The organism is Saccharopolyspora sp. NPDC000359, assembly GCF_040300525.1.
Taxonomy (GTDB): Bacteria; Actinomycetota; Actinomycetes; order Mycobacteriales; family Pseudonocardiaceae; genus Saccharopolyspora.
This window is the reverse complement of sequence record NZ_JBEPDU010000015.1, coordinates 96,086-118,166: the sequence shown is the minus strand read 5'-3', so window position 1 is coordinate 118,166 and position 22,081 is coordinate 96,086. Positions and strand designations below refer to the sequence as shown.

The following is a 22,081-nucleotide window of genomic DNA, read 5'->3' as shown; positions in this document are numbered from 1 at the left end:
CGATTGGAGTGCAGCAATGACGAGGACATCGACTGCCCCCGCTCCCCCGGGCAGGTCCCTGGTCCGCCGGGTCACCTGGGCGACCTGGTCGGGTTGGGGCCTGGACGGCTTCACCAACCAGATGTTCCCGCTGGCGCTCAGCGGCATCATCGCCGCGCTCGGCCTGACCACCACCCAGGGCGGGCTGGCGACCTCCAGCGCGCTCATCGCCTCGGCCGCGGGCGGTGTGGTCGGCGGGCGCTTGGCCGACCGGTTCGGCCGGGTTCAGGTGCTGGTGCTGGTGATCAGTGCCTACGCCCTGTTCACCGGGCTGACCGCGACCGCGCAGGACTTCGAGCAGCTGCTCCTCTGGCGCACCCTCGAGGGGTTCTTCTTCGGCGCCGAGTGGCCGGTGGGCGCGGCGCTGATGGCGGAGTACGCCGCACCGGAGCGGCGGGGCCGGGCGCTGGCCTGGATCCAGTCGGCCTGGGCGGTGGGTTGGGGGGTGGCCAACCTCAGCTACGTGCTCAGCCACGCGTGGCTGCCGGAGACCGTCGCCTGGCGGGTGATGTTCGCCGTCGGCATCCTGCCCGCCGTGGTCGCCCTGCTGATCCGCCGCGGCCTGCGGGACATCCCGACCAAGCGGGTGCCGCGCGGACCACGGCAGAAGGGCGCGTTCGCCGAGCTCTTCGCCCCTGGGCTGCGCAAGCACACCGTGCTGGGCACCCTCTTCGGCGCCACCGGGTTGGCCAGCACCTACGCGTTGCAGACCTGGATCCCGCTGTACCTGAAGGAAGAACGCGGCCTGAGCGTGAGCAGCACGGCGCTCTACATCTGGTTCATGATCGTCGGAAACTGGCTCGGCTACGTGCTCGGAGGCCACGTGCACGACCGGATCGGCCGCCGCTGGGCGTTCACGCTCTTCTACCTGGGCACCGCCGTGTTCGGCGTGCTGTTCATGGCCGTTCCCGTTGCGGCGCTCTGGTACGACCTGCTGCTCGCCGCCGTGGTCGGGTTCTTCATCTCGGCGCAGGCCTCGGGCAAGGGTGCGCTGTTCACCGAGCTGTTCCCGGCGCGGGTGCGCGGGACCGGGGCGGGCATCACCTACAACGTGGGCCGCGGGGTCGCGGCGTTCAGCCCGGCCCTGATCGGGTGGGCATCGGACGCGGTCGGGCTGGGCAGCGCGATCATCGCGATCTTGCTGGTGTGCACGGCGCTGACCGTCCTGCTCATCTGGCTGCTGCCCGAGACCAGGGGCCGAGTGCTCGACGAGTAGGCCCCCACGTCGCTCAACAGATCACCAACCACAACACGTGGAGAACTCGATGAAGGGGTCCCTGCCCGAGCAGGCTGATTCCCGGACGCTGCGCTGTACCACCACCTCGTGAACTGGGGCCGCCACGACGTGCCGCCGCCGACCGCGGAACCGATCCCGGCGGACGTCCGGTCCGGGCGGGTGGTGATCCCGCGCGACGAGGACGGGCTCGCGTTCGGCGGCATCGGGCTGGCCGAGGTCGACGCGCCGGCCGCGACCAACACCGAGGAGAACTCCGGGCCGGAGCTGTGCCGGTTGTACTGGTCGCACCAGCCCTCCACCGCCGAGGAGCTCGCGTCGAAGTACCCGACCCACGACGCGTACGTGCGAATGGGGCGCGCGGTGGCGAACCGCAACCTCCGGGAGGGCTTCGTCCTCCAGCGGGACGCAGCGGAGGCGGTCCGCGAGGCGGAAGCGTCGCGCGTCGGGACGCCGAACCCGCTGCCGATCCCGTAACCGCGGTTCCGCCCACCCCAGGCAGCGGAGCTCCACGCCCGGTGAGCCGGGGTGGAGGCTCCGCTTCCTGCTCGGCATGACTGTCCACAGTAGATTACCAGGCTTCGTGGTCCACGTGTTCAGTATTGACTGCCCGTGTTTGGTGTGACTGAATACCCCTACTCGAACGGAAGGGGCAGGGCGTGGTGGACAGTGCTGGCCCAGCCGAGCCGGTCGCCGACGGCGTGAGCCGGGTGGTGGGGGCCGAGATCAAGCGGATCCGCACCGAACGCGGCCTGACGCTGCGGGAGCTGGCGGACCGCTGCGGCCTGTCGCCAGGTTTTCTCTCGCTGGCCGAGCGCGGCATCAATTCCATTTCGCTGACCTCGCTGTTCGCGCTGGCCGGTGCGCTGGACGTGGACGCGGTCGAGCTGCTGGGCGCGGCCGGGCGGCGGGATCGGCGCGAGTACTCGGTCTCCCGGCACGACGACCCGGACGCCACGCGCGTGGTGATGGGCGAGCGGGAGCACCGGGTGCTGACCGCGGACCTGCCTGACCAGCGCATCGAAGCACTGGTCACCGCGGTGCACCCGACGACCGAGCCGTCGCCGGTCACCCAGCACGACGGCGAGGAGTTCTGCTACGTGCTGCGCGGCGAGCTGACCTTCCTGCTGCCGGAGGAGACCGCGGTGCTCGCCGCGGGCGACTCGATCCACTTCAAGTCCAGGGTCCCGCACGCCATCCACAACCGCGGCACCGACATCGCCGAGGTGCTCTGGGCGGTCGACCGCCCGCTGCTGCGGCGACCTGACGGCACGACGCGCTGACCGTTCCACCTCTCCGCCGGTGCGCTTCCTCCCTCGAAAGGCGGCCATGAGCGAGCAGACCAAGGTTCCCCACGACGAGCGCGGGTTCTTCGGCCACCCCCGCGGGCTGGCCACGTTGTTCTTCCTGGAGATGTGGGAGCGGTTCTCCTACTACGGGATGTCCGCGATCCTGCTGTACTACCTGTACGACCAGGCCTCCGACGGCGGGCTCGGGATGGACAAGCCGACCTCGTCGGCGCTGGTGTCGATCTACGGTGCCCTGGTGTTCATGTCCGGCATCTTCGGCGGCTGGCTGGCCGACCGGGTGCTGGGCATGCGCCGCGCGGTCCTGGTGGGCGGCTCGCTGATCATGTGCGGTCACCTGGCGCTGACGGTGCCCGGTGGGTTGCCCGCGCTGCTGGTGTCGATGCTGCTGATCGTCGTCGGCACCGGGCTGCTGAAGCCGAACGTCTCCAGCCTGGTGGGGGAGCTGTACTCGCCGACCGACAACCGCCGCGACGCCGGGTTCTCCCTGTTCTACATGGGCATCAACCTGGGCGCCTTCCTCGCGCCGTACCTGGTGGGCACGCTCGGGCAGCAGATCGGCTACCACCTCGGCTTCGGCCTGGCGGCCGTGGGCATGGCCGTCGGGCTGGTCGTCTACGCCCGGGGCCGGGTGAAGCTGGGCCAGGTGGGGGACGCACCGACGAACCCGCTGCGCGCTGGTGAGCGGCGCCGGGTCGGGACGCGCGCAGCGGTGGGCGTCGCGGTGCTGGCGGGGGTGGTCGCGGTCCTCGCGGTCAGCGGGTCGCTGACGGTCCAGGTGCTGATCAACGCCGTCTCGGTGCTCGCGGTCCTGCTCCCGGCGGCCTACCTGTTCACGATGCTGCGCAGCCCGCACACCGATGCCGTGGAGCGGTCCCGGCTGATCGCCTACATCCCGCTGTTCCTCGGCGCGGTGTGCTACTGGGTGGTCAACGAGCAGTCCGGGTCGGTGCTGGCGCAGTTCGCCGACACGCGGACCGACCTGGAGGTCCTCGGGTTCGCGGTGCCCTCGTCGTGGTTCCAGTCGCTGAACCCGATCGCCACGCTGCTGCTGGCGCCGACCTTCGCCTGGCTGTGGCTCAAGCTGGGGGACCGGCAGCCCGCCACCCCGCGCAAGTTCGCCATCGGGCTGCTGCTCGGTGGGGCGTCGTTCGTGCTGATGGCCGGCCCGGGGTTGCTGCACGGGGTGGCGGCGCCCGCCAGCCCGTGGTGGCTGGTCGGGAGCTACTTCGTGGTGATCTGCGGATCGATGTGCCTGTCGCCGGTCGGGCTGTCGGCCACCACCAAGCTCGCCCCGCGGGCGTTCCTGGCGCAGATGATGAGCCTGTGGTTCTTGGCCTCCGCCGCCGCGGAAGGCATCAACGCGCAGCTGGTGCAGTTCTACCGCCCGGAGACCGAGGTCGGCTACTTCGCCGGGGTCGGGGCGGCGGTGATGGCGGCGGGCGTCGTCATGCACCTGATGACGCCGTGGGTGCAGCGGCGCATGGGCGGTGTGCGGTGAGGAGGAGTCGGTTGGATCAGGAGGAGCGGAAGATGCGGGTGGCGGTCATCGGGAGCGGCATCGTCGGAGCGGCAGCCGCCTACGAGTTGACCCGGGCCGGGGTGGAGGTGGTCCTGGTGGACTCGCTGACCCCGGGCCGTGCGACGTCGGCCGGGGCGGGCATCATCTGCCCCTGGTCGTCCCGTGTGGACGATCCGGACTGGTACCGGTTCGCGGTCGCCGGGGCGGAGCACTACCAGGAGCTGCTGGCGGCCCTGGCGGCTGACGGGGAGACCGAGCTCGGCCACCGCCGGGTGGGCTCGCTGCGGCTGGTCACCGAGGAGGAGGCCGACGAGGTGCTCCGGTGCGTGGCCAACCGCGCGGCGGAGTCCCCGGTGGCCGGTGAGGTGGCGCTGATCAGCGCGCGCCGGGCCCGGGAGCTCTTCCCGCCCCTCGACCACGACGGCCCGGCGATCCACATCCCCGGGGCGGCGCGGCTGGACGGGCGGCTGGTCCGGGACGCCATGCGGCGCGCCTCGGCCCGGCGTGGCGCCCGGACCGTCAACGGCACGGCCGAGATCGTCGTGGACGGCGCGGTCCGCGGGGTCCGGGTTGGTGAGGAGTTCATCGAGGCGGATGCCGTGATCGCGGCGGCCGGTGCTTGGTCGCCGCAGCTGCTGGAACCGCTCGGCGTCCAGGTGCGGGTCGTGCCGCAGCGCGGGCAGATCACGCACCTGCGGTTGCCGGGCGTGGAGACGGCGAACTGGCCGGTCGTGCTGCCGCGCTCGCGGCACTACCTCCTGGCTTTCGACGACTCGCGCGTGGTGGTCGGCGCGACGCGCGAGGACGACGCGGGCTTCGACCACCGGGTGACCGCCGCTGGTCTGGCGGAGGTGCTCGGCGAAGCGCTGTCGGTGGCTCCGGGCCTGGCCGGTGCCACGCACGTGGAGACCCGCATCGGATTCCGCCCGATGGGTCCCGACATCCGCCCCCTGCTCGGCGCGGTCCCGCAGGTCCCCGGGCTGGTGGTGGCCAACGGGCTGGGTGCCTCGGGGCTGACGATGGGCCCGTACGCCGGTGCGGTCGCGGCCCGGTTGGCCCGCCAGGCCGACCCGGGCATCGACCTGGCTCCCTACGACCCGCTGCGCTGACGCCGCGCCGGGGCGGCCCCTGCCGCCCCGCCACACCCACCGGTGCCAGCGCGGAGGTGCCCCGTGGAGGTGCTGCTCGTCGAGCAGGTTGCCGTGGTCGGCCTCCTCCGTCCCGGGTTCCGTGAGTTCCACTGAAGTCGAGTGTGTGACTTCCGTTGGCAACGCGCGGTTCCAGGCTGGGAAGACGTCCAGTGTGGAGCGTCGTTCGTCGTCCTGGTCGAGTGGGGGTCAGTGCGGGCCGGTGGCGCCGTACTCGTGGTCACCTCGGATCAGCTCGCCGGTGGTGAAGCGGTGGCTGGTGAAGGCGGTGAGGGCGGGGCGCTTCGGGGCGCCGGTGAGGATCCAGCGGGCGAGTTCCGCGCCGATCGCCGGGGCCTTGCCGAACCCGGCGCCGCTCCAGCCCGCCGCCAGGTGCAGGCCCGGCAGCTCCGAGGGCCCGAGGACCGGACGGCCGTCCGGGGTGATGTCCAGCGCGCAGGTGCGTCCCAGCCGGTACGGGGCCTGGGCCATCGCCGGGATCCGGCGGCCGAGCCGGGCCAGGCCTTCGGCCGCGAAGTCCGCATCGGGCTCGCCGAAGTCGCCATCCGGGGTGTCCAGCCACTCGCGCTCCGGCGCGTGGCGGCCGACCAGCGTGCAGCGGTCCGCCGTCGGGCGCAGGTAGATGTCGTTGGCCACGTCGGTCATCGTCAGGTGGGTCGGCAGGTCGTAGGGCCGCTCGTAGAGCATCACCTGGATGCGCGCGGGCCGGATCGGCAGTTCGAGCCCCGCGGTCGCGGCCAGCCGCGGTGTCCAGGCGCCGGTCGCGAGCACGACGACGTCGGCCCGCCGCACCCCGTCCTCGGTGCGGACCCCCGCGACCCGTCCGGATTCCACCAGCAGCTCCGGCACCCGCACCCGCTCGAACCGCGCACCGCAGCGCTGCGCGGCCTGCTGGAGGCTGAGGGTGGTGGCCGCGGGATCCGCGTAGCCGCTGCGCTCCTCGTAGGACACCACGCTGATCGCCTCGGTCGAGACGGCGGGCTCCAACTCGCCCAGCTGCTCCGGGGTCAGCAGCTCGTCGGGCATCCCGCGTGCCCGCAGCATGGCGACGTTGGCCCGGACCGCTTCGGCGTCGGCCGCATCGGCGAGGTAGGCGAACCCGGTCCGCGTGAAGCCGCAGGCCCCACCGATCCGCGTCGCCCACGGCTCGAAGTACTCGGTCAGGCTCTCCCAGGCCAGGTCGGCTTCCACCGCGGTCGCGTGGTGGTCGCGGATGATCGCCCCGGAACGGGGGGTCTGCCCGCCGAACCCCCGCTCCGGGTCCAGCAGCACCACGTCCGCGCCGCTCTCGGCGAGGTGGAAGGCGGTGCTGGAACCCACCACACCGGCACCGACGACGATGACATCAACCATTGCGCGTCCCTTCGGCATCCGCTCCGGGCAAGCTGGCCCGCAGCTCCTGCGTGGCATAACCGCTGCCCACCGCCCAGTAGTAGGCGACCAGGCCGAGCGCCGCGGCGACGGCGCTGTCCCACGGGAACGGCAGCACTGGCGTTGCCGAGGGGCCGTAGGCGCCGTAGTAGGAGACCAGGTACAGCACCACGGTCAGCGCCACAGCCCAGTTCGCGGCCCGGATCTCGCGACGCCCCTCCGGCGTGCTGATCCACCACAGCAGCGCGGTGAACCCGAGGACCTCCGCGGTGGACAGCAGCCAGAACCCGGGGAACGGCAGGCTGTCCGCGCCGAGCGGGCCGATCACCTGGGTGGCGATCCAGACCACGCCGAACACCCCGCCGAGCCACCCCGCGGCAACCAGCGGCACCCGGCCCTGGCGCGGCCCCTGGTAGAGCGCGTAGATCGGCAGCGCCACCAGCACGGTGGCCACCACGCCCTGCAGCACCTCGTAGCCGGACCAGTACAGGATCATGCTGGCCGCGAGGAACCCCAACGGGGACAGCAGCACCGACCCGCGCAGGAAGAACGGCCGCGGCGCACCGGGGGCGATCCGCCGCATCACCCGCAGCTGCGGTGCCGCCGCGAGGTAGGTGATCACCGCCGTGGAGGAGGTGTAGCCGATCAGCTCGTACCAGCCGGGGAAGGGCAGGAAGAACGCGCACCCGGCGACCAGGCAGGCGACCATGCCCAGCCACGGCACCCGGGTCCGCTCGCCGATCCGGGCGAACGCCTTGGGCATGCTGCCGTGCAGCGCCATGCCGTAGAGGGTGCGGGCGGTGTCGCCCAGGTAGATCCAACCGGTTCCGGCCGGCGAGATCGCCGCGTCGACCAGCAGGAACACGCCGAACGCGCCGAGTAGCGCGAGGCCGGTGGACTCCAGCGCCGAGTAGAGCGGCTGGTCGGCCCAGCGGCTGCCCTCCAGCCCGGACCAGTCACCCGGCGCGACGCCCAGCGAACCCCAGTCCAGGGCGCCGATGAAGGCCACCTGCAGCAGCACGAAGATGATCGCGCAGATGGCCACCGAGCCGACCGTGGCGATGAAGATGTCGCGCTGCGGGTTGCGCGACTCGCCGCCGAAGTTGACCCCCTCGCGGAAGCCCTGGAAGGCGAACACGATCCCGGAGACGGCGATCGCGTTGAGCACCGCACCCCAGCCCTGCGGCGCGAAACCGCCCTGCCCGGTGAAGTTCGACCCGTTGAACACGGTGAACAGCAGCACGAACGTCAGCACCGGGACGATCAGCTTCCACCAGCTCACCCACTGGTTGAACCTGCCGAAGAAGCGGACCCCGAAGACGTTGACGCAGAAGAACAGCAGCATCACCACCACCGACACGACGCGACCGGTCCCGGTGAGCGTGGAACCGCCGTCGCCCTGCGTGGTGAGCTCGACCCCGGTCCAGCTGGCCACGTAGCCCGCGGCGTACTGCACGACCGCCAGCGCCTCGATGGCGACCGTGGTGACCCCGCCCAGCAGCATCGACCAGCCCAGCAGGAACCCGAGGTAGCCGCCGTGCGTCAGGTAGGGGTACCGCGCGACGCCGCCGCTGCGCGGCAGCATCGAACCGGTCTCGGCGTAGTTCAGCGCCAGGAACGAGATCAGGACCGCGGCGAGCAGCCACGACACGATCACCGCCGGTCCGGCGACGGCACCGGCGGACAGCACCGCGAACAGCCACCCGGACCCGATGATGGAGCCGATCGAGATGAACAGCAGTTGCTGCACGGACAGGTCGCGCCGGAGCTTCGCGTCGTTGTGCTCGAAATCGTGGACCTCGGCCATGCGCACCCCCGAACTGGTCGCTCCCGGCGCCCCGTGGAAACGCCGGGCGTCGAGCAGTATGCGTCCCCGGATGCGGTGCTTGAACCCCCTTGCCGCAGCGGTTTCCCGCCCTGAGCGAAAGCCGTCCTGGTGGTCCACCCCCGGACTTTTCGGGCAGGAAACGAGTTTTCGGGCGGTTGTTGCGGCCACCTGGCGGGTGAGGCCGCGCTTGGTGGTCCACTCTGGACGGAAGGGGTGAGTTGGGCCGCGCAGCGAAGCGGTGCCCGCCTGCCTGGGCAGGTGGGCACCGCGAGCGCCTCGGGGATCAGGCGGTGAGGGTCTGCTGCAGGGCGGCGAGCCCGTCGGCGTAGATGCCGTGGAACAGAGCGACCACCTCCTCGTCGCCCGCCCCGTCGGGGGTGAAGGTGCCGGACCACTCCACGCGGCTCCGCGAGACCGACACCGCGTGCACTGTGATGGTGGAGCGGTAGCCGGTGACCGGGAACGGGGCCTGCACGATGGAGTAGGTGTAACTGCGCGCGTCGTTGTCGAAGGCTTCGAGGCGTTCGACGATGACGCCGCCCTCCGCGTTGGTCAGGCTGCGGACGCGCCCTCCCTCGCTGAGCTCGCTGGTGGAGATGTAGGGCAACCAGTCGGGCAGCGAGTTGAAGCCGCCGATGAGCTGCCAGACGCGGTCCGCGGGTGCTGGGATGTCGGTGGTCGTGGTCGTGGAAGCCATGGTCGTCCACCTGTGGGTCGGTCAGGCGTTGCGGACCGGGGCGTCCGGCGCGATGAGGCCTTCCGCGCGCAGGTCGGACCAGAAGTCCGCCGGGACGGTTTCGCCGAGCGCGGCGACGTCCTCGGTGATGCGGCTCGGCCGCGTGGCACCGGGGATGACCGCCGCGACGGCGGGGTGGGCGAGGGAGAACTGCAGCGCCGCCGCCTTGGTGCTCACGCCGTGCTGCGCGGCGAGCGCCTTGATGCGCTCCACCTTCTCGACGATCGCCGCGGGGGCCTGCTGGTACTCGAAGTGCTGGCCGCCCGCGAGGATCCCGGAGCTGTACGGGCCGCCGACGACGAGGTCGACGCCCTGGGCCTCGGCGGCGGGCAGCAGGCGCTGCAGGGCGCGCTCGTGGTCCAGCAGCGTGTAGCGACCGGCGAGCAGGAACCCGTCCGGCTTCGGCTCGTCGAGGTCGAGGGTCATCTCCAGCGGCTCGACCTTGTTCACGCCGAGGCCCCAACCCTTGATGACGCCTTCGTCGCGCAGCCGCTGCAGAACGCGGAAGACGCCGGTGCGGGCGGATTCGTAGGCGGCGACCCACTCGTCGCCGTAGAAGTCCTGCGCGACGTCGTGCACCCACACGAAGCGTCGCGGACCGGGGTTGGCCAGTGGATGAGGTACATGTCCACGTGGTCGAGCCCGAGCCGCTCCAGGCTGCGGTCGAAGGCCGCGAGCGTCGCGTCGTGGCCCTGGTCGTCGTTCCACAGCTTGGTGGTGACGAACAGCTCGTCGCGGGCGATGCCGGATTCGGCGATGGCGCGGCCGACCCCGGCCTCGTTGCCGTAGATCGCGGCGGTGTCGATGGAGCGGTAACCGGCCTGCAGCGCGGCGGTGACCGCGGCCGTCGTCTCCGCGTCCGGCACCTGGAAGACGCCGAAGCCGAGCTGGAGGATTTCGACTCCGTTGTTGAGGGTGGTGGTGGGAACCATTGCGGTGTGACTCCTCTTCGGATGTGCGGGGTGTCCGATCAGCGCTGGGCCGCGACTGGCTCGGCGATCTCGGTGGTGGTGCGGGGAGCGGCTGCGTGGCTGCGGCGGTCGAGGAAGGCCGCGAGGAACGACAGCAGCAGGGCGGTCGCGGCGAGGATGGCGCCGACCCAGTTGGGGGCGGTGTAGCCGAAGCCCGCCGCGATCACGACTCCGCCCAGCCAGGCGGCGAGGGCGTTGCCGAGGTTGAAGGCGCCGATGTTGGCGGCTGAGGCCAGGGTCGGGGCGGTGGCGGCCTGGTCGAGGATCCACTTCTGCAGCGGCGGCACGGTGGCGAAGCCCAGGGCGCCGATGAGGGGCAGCGTGATCGCGGCCAGGACCTGGCTGTGCGCGGTGGCGGTGAACAGCAGCAGGGCGCCGGACAGGGCGGCGAGCGTGACGAACAGCATGGGCATCAGCGCCTTGTCGGCGAACTTGCCGCCCAGCAGGTTGCCCAGGAACATGCCGATGCCGAACAGCACGAGCAGCCAGGTCACCCCGCCCTCGGAGTAGCCGGCGACGTCGGTCATCATCGGCGCGATGTAGGTGATGGCCGCGAACACGCCGCCGTAGCCCAGGACGGTCATCGCCATCGCCAGCCACACCTGCACGTTGCGGAACGCGGCGAACTCGGTGCGGATCCGCGCGGCCTCGGGCTTGCCCTGCTCCGGGACGAGCGCGGCGACGCCGAGGAAGCCGACCACGCCGAGCAGCGCGACGATGCCGAAGGTGATCCGCCAGCCGAAGGCCTGCCCGACGTAGGTGCCGCCGGGCACGCCGATGATGTTGGCGACGGTCAGGCCCATGAACATCAGCGAGATGGCCGAGGCCTTCTTGGCCGGTGCCACCAGGCTGGCGGCGACCACCGACCCGATGCCGAAGAACGCGCCGTGCGCGAAGGAGGCGACGACCCGGCCGAGGAGCATCGCGCCGAAGGTCGGGGCCGCGGCGGACAGCGCGTTGCCCACGATGAAGACGCCCATCAGGAACAGCAGCATCTTCTTGCGGGACACCTTGGTGCCCAGGACGGTGAGGATCGGTGCGCCGATGAGGACGCCGAGCGCGTAGCCGGACACCAGCCACCCGGCGGCCGGGATGCTGACGCCGAACTCGCCGGCGACCTGCGGGAGCACCCCCATGATCACGAACTCGGTGGTGCCGATGCCGAAGGCCCCGATGGCCAGGGCCAGGAGCGCGAGGGGCATGTCGAGGCCTTTCCGGTAGGAATGCGTCTGTGACTTACAGGCGTCGACAATAGTTGCACACGCGGCATAACGACAAGAGGGCGTATTGTGATGTACAAGATAGTTGCACACGCACTCTATGAGTGCGAGTCGATACCATCGGTGCGGTAGGTCGACCGGTAGGAGGAGCTCGTGGGAATCGCCGACGATGCCGTCGAGGTGCGCGCCCACGGCTGGCGCACGCTCGCCGCGCTGCACGGGGCACTCGACACGGCGCTGGAGAAGGCCCTCCAGGCGGAGCACGGGCTCTCGGTCGTCGAGTACGCGGTGCTCGACGCGCTCGGCCGCCAGGACGGTTGGCACATGCGCATGCAGCAGTTGGCCCGGGCCACCGCGCTGAGCAGCAGTGCGACGACGCGACTGGTGAACCGGCTCGAGGACCGCGACCTGCTGACGCGCGTGCTCTGCCGCGAGGATCGTCGGGGGATCTACACGGAGTTGACGGGGTTGGGGCGCACCCTGCTGGAGAATGCACGACCCACGCACGACGCGGCGCTGGAAGCGGCGCTCGCCGAGGCGGCGCGGACGCCGGAGCTGGCGCCGCTCGTCGAGGCGCTGAACGGGCTGACCCGGACCCCGGTCCGGCCTGGCTGAGACGGTGCCTGCGGTCGGACCGGGTGTCGACGGAGCGCGAGTTCCACGGGATTCAGGGCCTGGGTTCGATGGGATTCGCCTCCGACCTGGCGGTCAGGGCAGGATCGAGTCGACGTAACCGCCGTCGACGCGCACCGCTCCGCCGGTCGTGGCCGAGGCGAGCGGGGAGGCGAGGTAGACGACCATGTTGGCGATCTCCTCGGGTTCGATGAGCCGCTGCAGGAGCGACTGCGGCCGGTTGGCGCGCATGAACTCGCGCTGCGCCTCCTCCCAGGGCAGCGAGCGGTCGACGAGCTGGTAGACGAAGTCCTCCACCCCTCCGGTGTGGGTCGGACCGGCGATGACCGAGTTGACCGTGACCCCGGTCCCGGCGGCGGCCTTCGCGAAGCCGCGGGAGGCGGCGAGCAGCGCGGTCTTGCTCGTGCCGTAGTGGATCATCTCCTCCGGGATGACCACGGCGGAGTCGCTGGCGATGTTGAGCACCCGCCCCCAGCCCCGCTCGATCATCCCGGGCAGCAGCAGGCGGCTCAGCCGCACCGCGGCGAGGACGTTGACCTCGAAGTAGCGCCGCCAGTCGTCGTCGCTGAGCTCCAGCGCCGGGGTGGCGCCGAAGATCCCGAGGTTGTTGACCAGGACGTCGACCTCACCAGCGAGCTCCACGACCCGGTTCGCGCCGTCCTCGGTGGTCACGTCGGCCGCCACCGCGCGGACCATCGCGTCCGGGACCTCCTGGCGGATCTCGTCGACGGCGCCGGTGGCGGTCCGCTCGGAGCGGCCGTTGACGACGACTTCGGCGCCGGCGGTGGCCAGGCCGCGCGCGATGGCCAGGCCGATTCCCGCCGAGGACGCGGTGACCAGGGCTGTCTTCCCGCTGAGGTCGATGCGCATGCTCCGCCTCTCCGCTCCGGGGTCGCTTCCCCGGCGGATTCTCCCGCATCAGACCGGCGCGGTCGCGGCGAAGTCGCGCAGGAGGGCGCCAGTGATGTCCGGGGCCTCGAACATGGGGGTGTGGCCGATGCCGTCGAGGATCTCGACCCGGGCGCGGGGGACCCGCCGGTAGTCCTGCGCGGAGGCGGGCTGCCACCGCCGGTCCTGGGCGCCGAAGACCACCAGCGTCGGCAGGTCGAGGGCGGCGAGCCGGTCGGGGAGGGGGCGTTCGGCGAGGAAGGCGTCGACCGCCTCGTCGGTCGCGGTGAGGCTGCGGTAGGTCATCCCGCGGACGTCGCTGACGAGCCGCTCGGGGATCGCCACCTCGCGGGTGAACGCGGTGCTCAGCGCGCTGCGGAGCATGCCGTCGGTGCGCAGCCGCCAGAGCAGTTCGCCCACCACCGGGGTGGTCATCAGGTTGGCGGCGGTGCTCTCGCCGAGGAACGCGTCCGCGCGCGGACCAGCGTCGACCAGGGCGACCGCGGCGACCAGGTCGCGGCGCCGCTCGGCCAGCGAGGTGGCGACGGCGCCGCCGGTGGAGTGCCCGACGACGGTGGCGCGGCGCACCCCGAGCCGGTCGAGCACCGCGCCCACCCGGTCCGCTTGCTCGGCGATGCCGTAACCGGTGGTCGGCTTCGCCGAGCTGCCGTGCCCGAGCAGGTCCACCCGAACCACGTGCAGGTCCTGGAGCGCTGGCAGCACCGGTTCCCACCACGCCGTCGAACCGGCCAGGCCGTGCAGCAGGACCACGGCGGGGGTGTCCGGTGGACCGCTGGTGGCGACGTGGACGTCGCCTCCGGGCAGGCGCACGACCTGCCCTCCGGTGGCCCCGGTCGTCTCCCCGCGCACCGCCGCGGTGTTCCACGTCAGCAGGGCGGCGAGTCCTCCGGCGGTCAGCACCGCGATCCAGCGTCGGCGGGTCGTCCTGTTCACCGTTCCTCCGTTCGTCGTCGGGTGGCCACCACCTTCCGGCTCCGGGCCGCAGAGGTCTTGGAGGAATGTCCGCGCCTGGTGCGCGCGGCTCGCTACAGTCGACGCGTGCGGACGGCAGATCCCACCGCTGACTGGGAGGTCTCGCGCCCACCGCGGGTCGCGCTGCCCGGGGTCGACATGGCTGGGTTCCGGATCCGCGGGCCGGTCGGGGTCCGGGCCATCCCTCACCCGGCCGTCACCGTGGCCGTCGAGTTCGGCGACCGCGCGTTCGACATCCACCGCGGGACCAGCAGTGAGCGTGCGGAGAGCTTGGCCGCTGGGCTCGGCTTCGACGCCTTCCGGGTGCGCGCCGAGGGCATCGCTTGCGTGCAGGTCCGGCTGTCCCCGCTCGTCGCGCCTCCCGTGCTCGGACTCCCGCTGTCGGAGTTGCGGAGGGACGTCGTCGCTCTCGACGACCTGTGGGGTCGGGAGGTGCTGCGCCTGCGGGAGCGGTTGAACTCGGCCCGGACCTGGCGCGAGCGCTTCGCGCTGGTCGGTGCGGAGCTGACCGCGCGGTTCCAGGCGGGGCAGGGCGTCGATCCCGAGGTGGCTTGGGCGTGGCAGCAGGTCGTCGCCAGCCGCGGCCGGGTCCGGGTGCGCGAGCTCGCGGACCGGGCCGGGTGGAGCAGGCAGCGCCTGTGGTCGCGGTTCGGGGCGCAGCTCGGCCTGACCCCGAAGCGCGCCGCCATGCTGGTCCGCTTCGACGACGCCGTCCACCGGCTGGTCCGCGGGCACGGCCCCGCGCAGGTGGCGGCGGACAGCGGCTACGCCGACCAGTCCCACCTGCACCACGACGTCCGCGCGTTCACCGGCACCACCCCGTCCGCCGCGGCGGGCGAACCGTGGCTGGCCGTCGACGACACCGCCTGGCCGACGCGCGGCTGAGCGCGGGGTGGTGCGGGAGGGGTGGCGGCGCATAGGGTGGATTGCGCACAAGTGCTCGATATAGTCTGCAAACAATCAGCTTGCGACAAATATGCGCATGCGCGCGGCCGTGCGGGAAGGTGGCTCATGGACGTCAGGACAGGTGTGCTCGGGTGCGGGCTGCGGGTGGGCATCGCCGATCACGCCCACCAACCCGGTGCGGGATCGCGGATCGTCGCGGTGTGCGACCCGGATCCTGAGCGCGCCGCGGCCGCCGCGCAGCGCTACGACGGGGACGTCCGGTGCACGAGCACGCTCGACGAGTTGCTGGCGACCGGGCTGGACGCGGTGTTCGTGGTCAGCCCCGACCACCTCCACGAGGAGCACGCGATCCGCTGCCTGGAGGCCGGGGTCGCCGTCTACCTGGAGAAGCCGCTGGCGATCAGCACGGCGGGCTGCGACCGCGTACTCGCCGCCGCGCAGCGCACCGGCAGCAAGCTCTACGTCGGGCACAACATGCGGCACATGCCGGTGATCCGCACCATGCGGGACCTCATCACCTCGGGCGCGATCGGCGAGGTCAAGTCGATCTGGTGCCGCCACTTCGTCGGGCACGGCGGCGACTTCTACTTCAAGGACTGGCACGCCGACCGGAGCAGGAGCACCGGCCTGCTGCTGCAGAAGGGCGCGCACGACATCGACGTCCTGCACTGGCTGGCCGACGGCTACACCAGGCGCGTCAACGCGATGGGCGCCCTGACCGTCTACGGCGACATCACCGACCGCAACGCCCAGGAGACCTACAAGACAGGCCACGACTGGGCCGAGTACGAGCGGAACTGGCCGCCGCTGAGCCAGACCGGTCTCAACCCGGTGGTCGACGTCGAGGACCTGAACCTGGTCAACCTGCAGCTGGACAACGGCGTGCTGGCCAGCTACCAGCAGTGCCACTACACGCCGGACTACTGGCGCAACTACACCGTCATCGGCACCGAGGGCCGGCTGGAGAACTTCGGCGACGGCGAGGGCGCGGTGGTCAAGGTGTGGAACCGCAGGCACCGCGGCTACGCGCCGGAGGCCGACCGGGTGGTGGAGGTCGAGCGCGCCAGCGGCGGGCACGGTGGCGCCGACCCGCGCATCGTGGCCGAGTTCCTGGAGTTCGTGAGCGCCGGGGTGCCGACCGTCACCTCGCCGATCGCGGCCCGGGAAGCGGTCGCCACCGGCTGCGCGGCGACGGAATCCCTGCGCAACGGCGGAGCACCGGTCGAGGTGGCCGCGCCGGAGGCCGCGCTGCTCGACTACTTCGAGAACTCCAGCCGCTCCTGAGCCGGTGCTGCGCCCGCCCGACCGGCGGGCGCAGCGCTCCCGGTCACACCAGGTCGTCGGTGTCGACACCGAGGCCGGTCAGCAGGGCGGCGGCCAGGCCCTCGGGTTCGGCCAGCAGCTCGGCGAGCAGGACGTCGGTGCTCGCGGGAACGCCGTTCTCCTCGGCCCGCCACCGGGCTTTGGTCAGCACCTTCACCAGCGCACCGTCTTCGGGGAATTCTCCTGCGCGCGGGAGTTCTCCGGCCGCCGGGGCCAGGTCGAGCGCGGCGCTGGCCGCCGCGTGCAGCGTGACTCCGCGGGACCGGAGGAGTTCGGCGGCGTTGCTGCTCCCGGCCAGTTCCGGTGAGAGCCGTTCCCCGGCGGCGGTGAGCTGCTCGTCGAGCGCGAGAACGGCGAGCAGCAGGTGCGCGGTCGTCACCTCGCCGTGCCCGAGCCGGATCGCCTGACGGCGGGCTTCCAGCCGGAGCCCCATGAACACCGGTGCGCCGTTGCCGAAGAGCTTGGCGACCAAGCGCATGGACAGCTGACCGCGCCGTCCGGTGAGCAGCCCCATCTTGCGGAGCGTTCGCGCGGTGTCGGTGCGGGGCGGCTCGCCGGGTTCCCGCGCGCTGGGGTGCACCCGCAGCCGGGCGAGGACGTCGCTGCGGTCCACCCGGCGTTCGCGAAGTGCCTCGTGCGCCCGGTTCTGGGGCGTGTGCAGCAGCCCCATCAGCAAGTGCGCGGTGTTGGCCCGCGGAGTTCCGTGCTCGTCGGCGTAGAGCAGCGCTTGCCGGAGAGCCGCGCGCAACGCACCTGTCGGCGGCGGCACGTCGAAGTCCTTCCGCCGCGCCGCCCATTCCGCTTCGCGCAGCAGGCCGGTCACCGCGAGGTCGTGCACTGGTTCGGCATCGTCGTCGTGCACCCAGTGATCGCCGATGCCCTTGGCCCGGATCACGCCCATCATCGATCCGCTGGCGCGCACCGTGGGAGCGAGGACCTTGCCGGCGGCTGAATCGCCGTCGAGCACCGCGGAGAGCACGTGCTCGGTTCCCACCGCGGGCTGCTCCCGCCGGATGGCTCCGCGGAAGGCCTCGGTCAGCGCTTCGGCGACCTCGCGGGAGACCTCGGTGCACGGCAGCGTCGTTCGGGACATGTCATTCCTCCTGGTCGTCTTCGGGTCAGCGGGTCCTGGCGGCCAGGCCGCGGCGGCGGGAGCGCCGGTCGATCCACCAGGCGTAGAGCAGCGTCGTGGTGGCGATGGGCAGGACGTCCCAGAGCGTGTAGCCGCCGCCGCTCTGGTCGAGGTCCGGGATGCCCTGGGTGGCTTCGAGCACGATGAGGACGACGTTGTTCACCACGTGCAGCGCGATCGAGGCCTCCAGCCCGCCGGTGCGGATGGTCAGCCAGCACATCGCCATCGCGAACAGGAACATCTCGCCGAGCACCCAGGGTTCGGTGTAGTCGTGCAGTCCGGCGAACACCACCGAGCTCAGTACGACGCCCGGCCACGGGGTCCGCGTCCACGACGCGAGGGTCTGCACGAGCCAGCCGCGGCACAGGTACTCCTCCGCGGCGGCCTGGAACGGCACCAGCGCCAGCGCCACCACCAGCACCGTCAGGAAGGTGGGCCAGCCCGGCCACGCCGCGGCATCCCACGGCGCGCCGCGGACGAGATCGACGCCGATCGCCAGCCCGATGCCCAGCAGCGCCCAGCCCAGGCACTCCAGCAGCCACCGCAGGCGCAGCCTGCCGGCCACGCTGGACACCGTGCCCAGCCGCCGCCTGCCCGCCCACCTGGTGGTGAGGGCGATGGCGGGCAGCAGGATCGCGATGGAGGCGAATCCTAAGCCGAATTCCCAGAGCGGGTCTGCGAAGTCCTGGTCCGGGCCGATCTCGGCGCCGAACGCCACCGCGAGCCCGAACACGGCGCCGAAGAGCAGCAGCGAGAACGCGATCGCCAGCACCGGCAGCAGCACCAGCTCCGCCAGCGGCCGCCACCACCGGTGCGCGGTGGTGCGCCCGAGCAGGTGGTGCGGGACGCCGTCCTCCGGCGCGGAGTTCCGGGCGGTGGCCGGTTCGCTCAACAAGTCGATCACCCTCCCGACGTGGTCGTCACATCAGAAGGTAGGGATCGATCACCTGCCGAACACGTGCCGATCGGCCACGACCCGATGGCCGATCGGCCACGAAATCCCGGCCGACCGGCCCCGGCGACGCGAGGAAGCCGAGGCCAACCGCTCGGTCGCCTCTGCGGAGGCTCGCGCTGCGACGCCCAGTGGCGGGCGGGGTGGCGACTTCGAGCTCGCAAGGCCCGAGCAGGGCACCCGATCAGCGCGCCTGCACCGGTTCCCCTCGGTGTCAGTCTTCGAGCTCACCGTAGATCGCCGTCGCCCAGTGCATGCCGCGCGACATGTGCGCGAGGTAGCGGGCGTCGCGCACGGTGAGGGTGAACTCGACGTACGGGTACCCGTCGAGGGTTTCGGGCGCCGCGAAATCATCGTCGGCGTCCCAGAAGGGCGGCATGTTGTGCGGTTCTCCCACTTCGAAGGACTCGATGATCTCGTAGCCCCGGTCGAGGAACGCTTCACCGTCGCGCTCGCCCTGGACGTACCACTCCCGGTTGCTCATCCACCTCATGCGGAACTGCATCCCGTACTTCTCCGCGATGCGCCTGCTCGCCTGCTCGTAGGCGTCCGGGCCTTCGGCGTCGGCTGCTGAGAGCATCGCGCCGTCCTCCGGCTCGATGCGGATCTCGGCTCCCTCGTCGAGTGCCTGGAGTTCTTCGAAGACCTCCTTCATCTCGTGCTCGGTCGCGATCGCGGCCGCCCGCTCGCGCGGCATCGGCAGCCGGTCGTTCCCGAGGTGGTGACCGGTGAAGAAGTACCCGTGCTTCATCCGGTGCCATGCGTCCACGATGATCCGCAGCGGGAAGTCGAGTTCTTCCGGGAAGAACCCCGCGTCGGGGTTGATCATGTGCACCCGGCCGCGCAGTGCGGCGCCGGACTTCTCGTCGATGGAGATCCGGTAGAGATCGGTCACGCTGCTGAACTCCGTCCTGGTCGCTGGGAAGTCAGCTCCTGGGACGCACGAGATCCCGGCCCGGTTGCGTCGATTCCGCGCGGCTGGCAGATCGAGTCTCCACGGCGATGCCGGCCGAGGGCGACCTGGTCGGTTCGGACGGTGTTTCCGGTTCTAGGATTGCCGGGTGATCCGCGTGCTCATTGCCGATGACGAGAACCTCATGCGAGCGGGCATCCGGCTCATCCTCGCCAACGCGCCGGACGTGGAGGTGGTGGCCGAGGTCGGGGACGGCGGCGCCGCTGTCCAGGCGTGCCGGGAGCAGGTCGTCGACGTGGCGCTGCTGGACATCCAGATGCCGGGCCGCGACGGGCTCGGTGCGGTCGAGGACATCGCTCGCGAATCCCCGCACACCAACGTCGTCATGCTCACCGCCTTCGGCGAGGACGGTCACGTGGCGCGGGCGTTGCGCGCCGGGGCCAAGGGATTCCTGCTGAAGGACACCGGGCCGAGCGAGCTGATCCGGGCCGTGCGGCTGGCGGCCGAGGGCGAATCCATCCTCGCCCCGCAGATCACCCGCAGGCTCATCGAGCGCCACCTGCGCTCGGGCACCGATCGCACCTCGGCGGCGCGGCGCAAGACCGACCAGCTCTCCGACGCCGAGCGCGACGTGCTGCGCCTGGTCGGTTCCGGGCTGTCGAACGCCGAGATCGCGCGCGAGCTCTACATCAGCGCGGGCACGGTGAAGGCCCACCTGAGCCGCGTGCTCACCAAGCTGGATTGCGCGAACCGGGTTCAGGCCGCGATCCTGGCCCACGACGCCGGTCTGCTCGCCGACCGGCCGTGATCAGCTGATCGCCAGCGCGACGACCAGCACCGCCAGCCCGATGATGACCGGCAGGACCGCCAGTAGGCCGAGGCAACCGGCCCCGAGCACGCGGGGCCAGGTGAGCGCCTCCGCGGCCAGCGGCTCCGGTGGCAGCTGATCGGGCAGGGCCGAAGGCTCAGCTCGGTCGGTGCCCGCGGGTCGGGTGGGAATCGCCGCCGCGACGAGGAAACCGCCTTCGGGAGTCGGTCCGCTGTGGAAGCTCCCGCCGAGCAGCGTGATCCGCTCGTCGAGCCCCACGAGCCCGCTCCGGGTGCCGGGAAGCCGCCGTCCACCGGCCTGCGCAGGCCCGTTGACCACGCGGACGTGCACCCGATCACTTTCCACGCCGATCTCCACGCCGGTGCGCGCGGACGAGGCGTGCTTGTGGACGTTGGTCAGGCCCTCGCGCACCACGCGGTGCACCGCGCGGCGGGTGCGCGGGTCCGCGCTGTCGAGATCCGCACCGGTCCACCGCAGGTCGACGTCGATGCCCGCGGCCCTGGACTCCGCGACGAGCTCTTCGACGTCGGGCCGGGGCCCGATCCGGTCGTCGGGGCCGAGATCGGACTCCTCGGCGCCACGCAGGACGCCCAGGATCTCGCGGAGCTCGGTCAGCGCGCTGCTGGCCGTGGTGCGCAGGAGTTCGGCCTGACCGCTCAGCTCGGGTGCGTGCTTGGCGGCGCTGAGTTCGAGCGCCCCGGCGTGGACCGAGATCAGGCTCAGCCGGTGCCCGAGCATGTCGTGCATCTCGCCGGCGATGTGCCCGCGTTCCTCCACCCGGGCCTTGGCCGAGGTGAGCAGCTGCGCCCGCTCCAGGTACTCGTTGCGCTCCTGGAGCAGGCGGACCCGCGGGCGGCGGTGTCCCAGGAGCGCCCCGACCGCGGCGGGCAGCACCAGCAGCAGCACTGCGCTCACCGCCCAAGCAGCGACCGCACCACCGAACCCGGCGGTGCCCAGTTCGGACGCGAGCATGAGCGGGAAGGTCGCGATGGCGGTGGCCAGCACGGCGAACCACAGGCGACGCGGCGGTGCGATGTGCCGGGCGGCGGCGAAGATGATGACGGGGACGACCGAAGCCGCCCAGAGGTTGGGCCCGGCCAGGACTGGCGCGGTGGCCACCAGCGTCGCGACCGGCCACCTCCGGCAGGCCGGGACCAGCAACGCGGTCCAGCACGCGATCGCGATCGTCCAACCGGGGAGACCAGGCAGCTCCAGCACCGCCGGAGCCGGGAAGAGGCCGAGGACCAGCACGAGCAGGGCGAGGACCGCTTCGCGGACGAGCAGCCGTCGAGGCGTCGTCCGAAACTGGTCCACGACAGCCGAAACCGCGCTGCTCAACCGTTCGGTGAGCGGGGAAGACGCGACCAACTACCTCACCTCTGGCCTGTTCGGGCGGTCGGCGGTGAGTGTAGACGCCGCGAGGTCCGGTGCTGATCACCCGCGGACCCCGGCCCCGGGGCGCGCCGCCTCACTGGTCGGTCTTCCGCGTGGCCCTGCTCCGGGAGATGGCCTTGATGAGCGGCGGCAGGTACGTCGTCGCCAGCTCGTCCGGGGCCAGCTGGTCCGGCTCGACGAGGCTCTGCGCCAGGGAACCTTCGTGCAGGGCGGTGACGAACCGGGCCAGCGAGTCCAGGTCGGCGGTGGTCCGTCGGCCCAGCCGGTCGAACAGGGTGCCCAGCAGCCGCACGATCTCCGCGCGCAGGCGGCGGTCGTGCTCGGCCAGGGCGCGTGCCGTCTCCGGGTTGCGGATGGCGTGCAGGGTGAACTCCATCGACAGCAGGTACCAGCGCCGCTCGCTGTCGTCGACGGCGCTGGTGCGCGCGATCAGCGTGCTCAGCGGGTCCGGCGCGTCCCGCACCTCCTCGATGGCCCGGGCGAGCCGGTCGACGACCCGTTGGGCGTGCAGCTCGAACAGGCCGAAGAACAGGTCTTCCTTGGTGCGGTAGTGGTAGTAGAACGCCCCGCGGGTGAGGTCGGCCCGGTCGCAGATCTCCTCGATGGAGGCGCCGTAGAAGCCCCGGTCGGCGAACGTCTCGAACGCCGCCGCGAGCAGGCGCTCGGTGGTCTTCGGGCGACGTTTGGTCTGTCCCTTCGGCAACGCGATCCCTCCGCGGGCATTGACAGCGTGACGTGACG

Annotated in this window: 21 protein-coding genes and 1 pseudogene; 9 read left to right on the top strand and 13 right to left on the bottom strand. The window is 71.7% G+C overall.

Annotated elements, in window-relative coordinates; all coding sequences use genetic code 11:
- Window positions 1-16: 16 nt before the first annotated feature.
- The 5 genes from ABT324_RS12680 to ABT324_RS12660 all read left to right on the top strand — a co-directional run bounded on the left by ABT324_RS12680 (window position 17) and on the right by ABT324_RS12660 (window position 5,211).
- Window positions 17-1,255 carry an MFS transporter gene (locus ABT324_RS12680; RefSeq protein ID WP_351175594.1) on the top strand — a complete coding sequence of 413 codons (1,239 nt, stop codon included), beginning with the start codon at window positions 17-19 and terminating at the stop codon, window positions 1,253-1,255.
- A 93-nt stretch (window positions 1,256-1,348) separates the two neighbouring features.
- On the top strand, window positions 1,349-1,750 hold the full coding sequence (locus ABT324_RS12675) for an alpha/beta hydrolase domain-containing protein (protein WP_351175614.1): 402 nt from the start codon (window positions 1,349-1,351) through the stop codon (window positions 1,748-1,750).
- Window positions 1,751-1,932: 182 nt separating this feature from the next.
- Complete coding sequence (locus ABT324_RS12670) at window positions 1,933-2,556, top strand: helix-turn-helix domain-containing protein (protein ID WP_351175592.1); 624 nt, start codon at window positions 1,933-1,935, stop codon at window positions 2,554-2,556.
- A 46-nt stretch (window positions 2,557-2,602) separates the two neighbouring features.
- On the top strand, window positions 2,603-4,081 hold the full coding sequence (locus tag ABT324_RS12665) for a peptide MFS transporter (RefSeq protein WP_351175590.1): 1,479 nt from the start codon (window positions 2,603-2,605) through the stop codon (window positions 4,079-4,081).
- Between the two features lie 11 nt (window positions 4,082-4,092).
- Entirely contained in the window at window positions 4,093-5,211 is a 1,119-nt protein-coding gene (locus tag ABT324_RS12660) for an NAD(P)/FAD-dependent oxidoreductase (RefSeq protein ID WP_351175588.1), read from the top strand.
- 228 nt (window positions 5,212-5,439) lie between these two features.
- Here the strand turns inward: ABT324_RS12660 and ABT324_RS12655 are convergent, their stop codons facing one another.
- The 6 genes and pseudogenes from ABT324_RS12655 to ABT324_RS12630 all read right to left on the bottom strand — a co-directional run bounded on the left by ABT324_RS12655 (window position 5,440) and on the right by ABT324_RS12630 (window position 11,358).
- Complete coding sequence (locus ABT324_RS12655; RefSeq protein WP_351175586.1) at window positions 5,440-6,603, bottom strand: NAD(P)/FAD-dependent oxidoreductase; 1,164 nt, start codon at window positions 6,601-6,603, stop codon at window positions 5,440-5,442.
- A complete protein-coding gene (locus ABT324_RS12650) occupies window positions 6,596-8,428 on the bottom strand; it encodes an APC family permease (RefSeq protein WP_351175584.1) in 1,833 nt (610 codons plus the stop codon). Before ABT324_RS12650 ends, ABT324_RS12655 begins: the two co-directional genes overlap by 8 nt.
- A gap of 304 nt (window positions 8,429-8,732) precedes the next feature.
- Window positions 8,733-9,146, bottom strand: a complete 414-nt coding sequence (locus ABT324_RS12645; protein WP_351175582.1) for an SRPBCC family protein — start codon at window positions 9,144-9,146, stop codon at window positions 8,733-8,735.
- 21 nt (window positions 9,147-9,167) lie between these two features.
- Window positions 9,168-9,764: an aldo/keto reductase gene (locus tag ABT324_RS12640; RefSeq protein ID WP_351175580.1), complete on the bottom strand. Its 597-nt coding sequence runs from the start codon at window positions 9,762-9,764 to the stop codon at window positions 9,168-9,170.
- 11 nt (window positions 9,765-9,775) lie between these two features.
- A pseudogene (locus ABT324_RS12635) lies at window positions 9,776-10,117 on the bottom strand (aldo/keto reductase); the annotation flags it as partial.
- Between the two features lie 38 nt (window positions 10,118-10,155).
- Entirely contained in the window at window positions 10,156-11,358 is a 1,203-nt protein-coding gene (locus tag ABT324_RS12630; RefSeq protein ID WP_351175578.1) for an MFS transporter, read from the bottom strand.
- Between the two features lie 171 nt (window positions 11,359-11,529).
- Here ABT324_RS12630 and ABT324_RS12625 point away from each other — a divergent pair, with 171 nt between their 5' ends.
- Complete coding sequence (locus tag ABT324_RS12625) at window positions 11,530-11,991, top strand: MarR family winged helix-turn-helix transcriptional regulator (protein WP_351175576.1); 462 nt, start codon at window positions 11,530-11,532, stop codon at window positions 11,989-11,991.
- A 93-nt stretch (window positions 11,992-12,084) separates the two neighbouring features.
- Here the strand turns inward: ABT324_RS12625 and ABT324_RS12620 are convergent, their stop codons facing one another.
- Together ABT324_RS12620 and ABT324_RS12615 are read right to left on the bottom strand one after the other, a co-directional pair.
- Window positions 12,085-12,879 (bottom strand): SDR family NAD(P)-dependent oxidoreductase, encoded by a 795-nt coding sequence (locus ABT324_RS12620; RefSeq protein ID WP_351175574.1) that lies wholly within the window; start codon window positions 12,877-12,879, stop codon window positions 12,085-12,087.
- Between the two features lie 48 nt (window positions 12,880-12,927).
- Window positions 12,928-13,851 carry an alpha/beta fold hydrolase gene (locus ABT324_RS12615; protein ID WP_351175572.1) on the bottom strand — a complete coding sequence of 308 codons (924 nt, stop codon included), beginning with the start codon at window positions 13,849-13,851 and terminating at the stop codon, window positions 12,928-12,930.
- A 105-nt stretch (window positions 13,852-13,956) separates the two neighbouring features.
- Between ABT324_RS12615 and ABT324_RS12610 the strand changes: the two genes are divergently transcribed.
- Together ABT324_RS12610 and ABT324_RS12605 are read left to right on the top strand one after the other, a co-directional pair.
- On the top strand, window positions 13,957-14,775 hold the full coding sequence (locus tag ABT324_RS12610) for a helix-turn-helix domain-containing protein (RefSeq protein ID WP_351175570.1): 819 nt from the start codon (window positions 13,957-13,959) through the stop codon (window positions 14,773-14,775).
- Window positions 14,776-14,901: 126 nt separating this feature from the next.
- On the top strand, window positions 14,902-16,080 hold the full coding sequence (locus tag ABT324_RS12605; protein ID WP_351175568.1) for a Gfo/Idh/MocA family protein: 1,179 nt from the start codon (window positions 14,902-14,904) through the stop codon (window positions 16,078-16,080).
- Between the two features lie 43 nt (window positions 16,081-16,123).
- Here ABT324_RS12605 and ABT324_RS12600 read toward each other — a convergent pair whose 3' ends face one another.
- From ABT324_RS12600 to ABT324_RS12590, 3 genes are all read right to left on the bottom strand, one after another.
- Entirely contained in the window at window positions 16,124-17,212 is a 1,089-nt protein-coding gene (locus tag ABT324_RS12600; protein WP_351175566.1) for a Clp protease N-terminal domain-containing protein, read from the bottom strand.
- 25 nt (window positions 17,213-17,237) lie between these two features.
- Window positions 17,238-18,155, bottom strand: a complete 918-nt coding sequence (locus ABT324_RS12595) for a CPBP family intramembrane glutamic endopeptidase (RefSeq protein ID WP_351175564.1) — start codon at window positions 18,153-18,155, stop codon at window positions 17,238-17,240.
- Between the two features lie 262 nt (window positions 18,156-18,417).
- A complete protein-coding gene (locus ABT324_RS12590) occupies window positions 18,418-19,098 on the bottom strand; it encodes a hypothetical protein (RefSeq protein WP_351175562.1) in 681 nt (226 codons plus the stop codon).
- 166 nt (window positions 19,099-19,264) lie between these two features.
- Here ABT324_RS12590 and ABT324_RS12585 point away from each other — a divergent pair, with 166 nt between their 5' ends.
- Entirely contained in the window at window positions 19,265-19,924 is a 660-nt protein-coding gene (locus tag ABT324_RS12585) for a response regulator (protein WP_351175560.1), read from the top strand.
- Here ABT324_RS12585 and ABT324_RS12580 read toward each other — a convergent pair whose 3' ends face one another.
- Together ABT324_RS12580 and ABT324_RS12575 are read right to left on the bottom strand one after the other, a co-directional pair.
- Entirely contained in the window at window positions 19,925-21,259 is a 1,335-nt protein-coding gene (locus ABT324_RS12580; RefSeq protein WP_351175558.1) for a sensor histidine kinase, read from the bottom strand.
- Window positions 21,260-21,413: 154 nt separating this feature from the next.
- Entirely contained in the window at window positions 21,414-22,043 is a 630-nt protein-coding gene (locus ABT324_RS12575) for a TetR/AcrR family transcriptional regulator (RefSeq protein ID WP_351175556.1), read from the bottom strand.
- Window positions 22,044-22,081 lie beyond the last annotated feature (38 nt).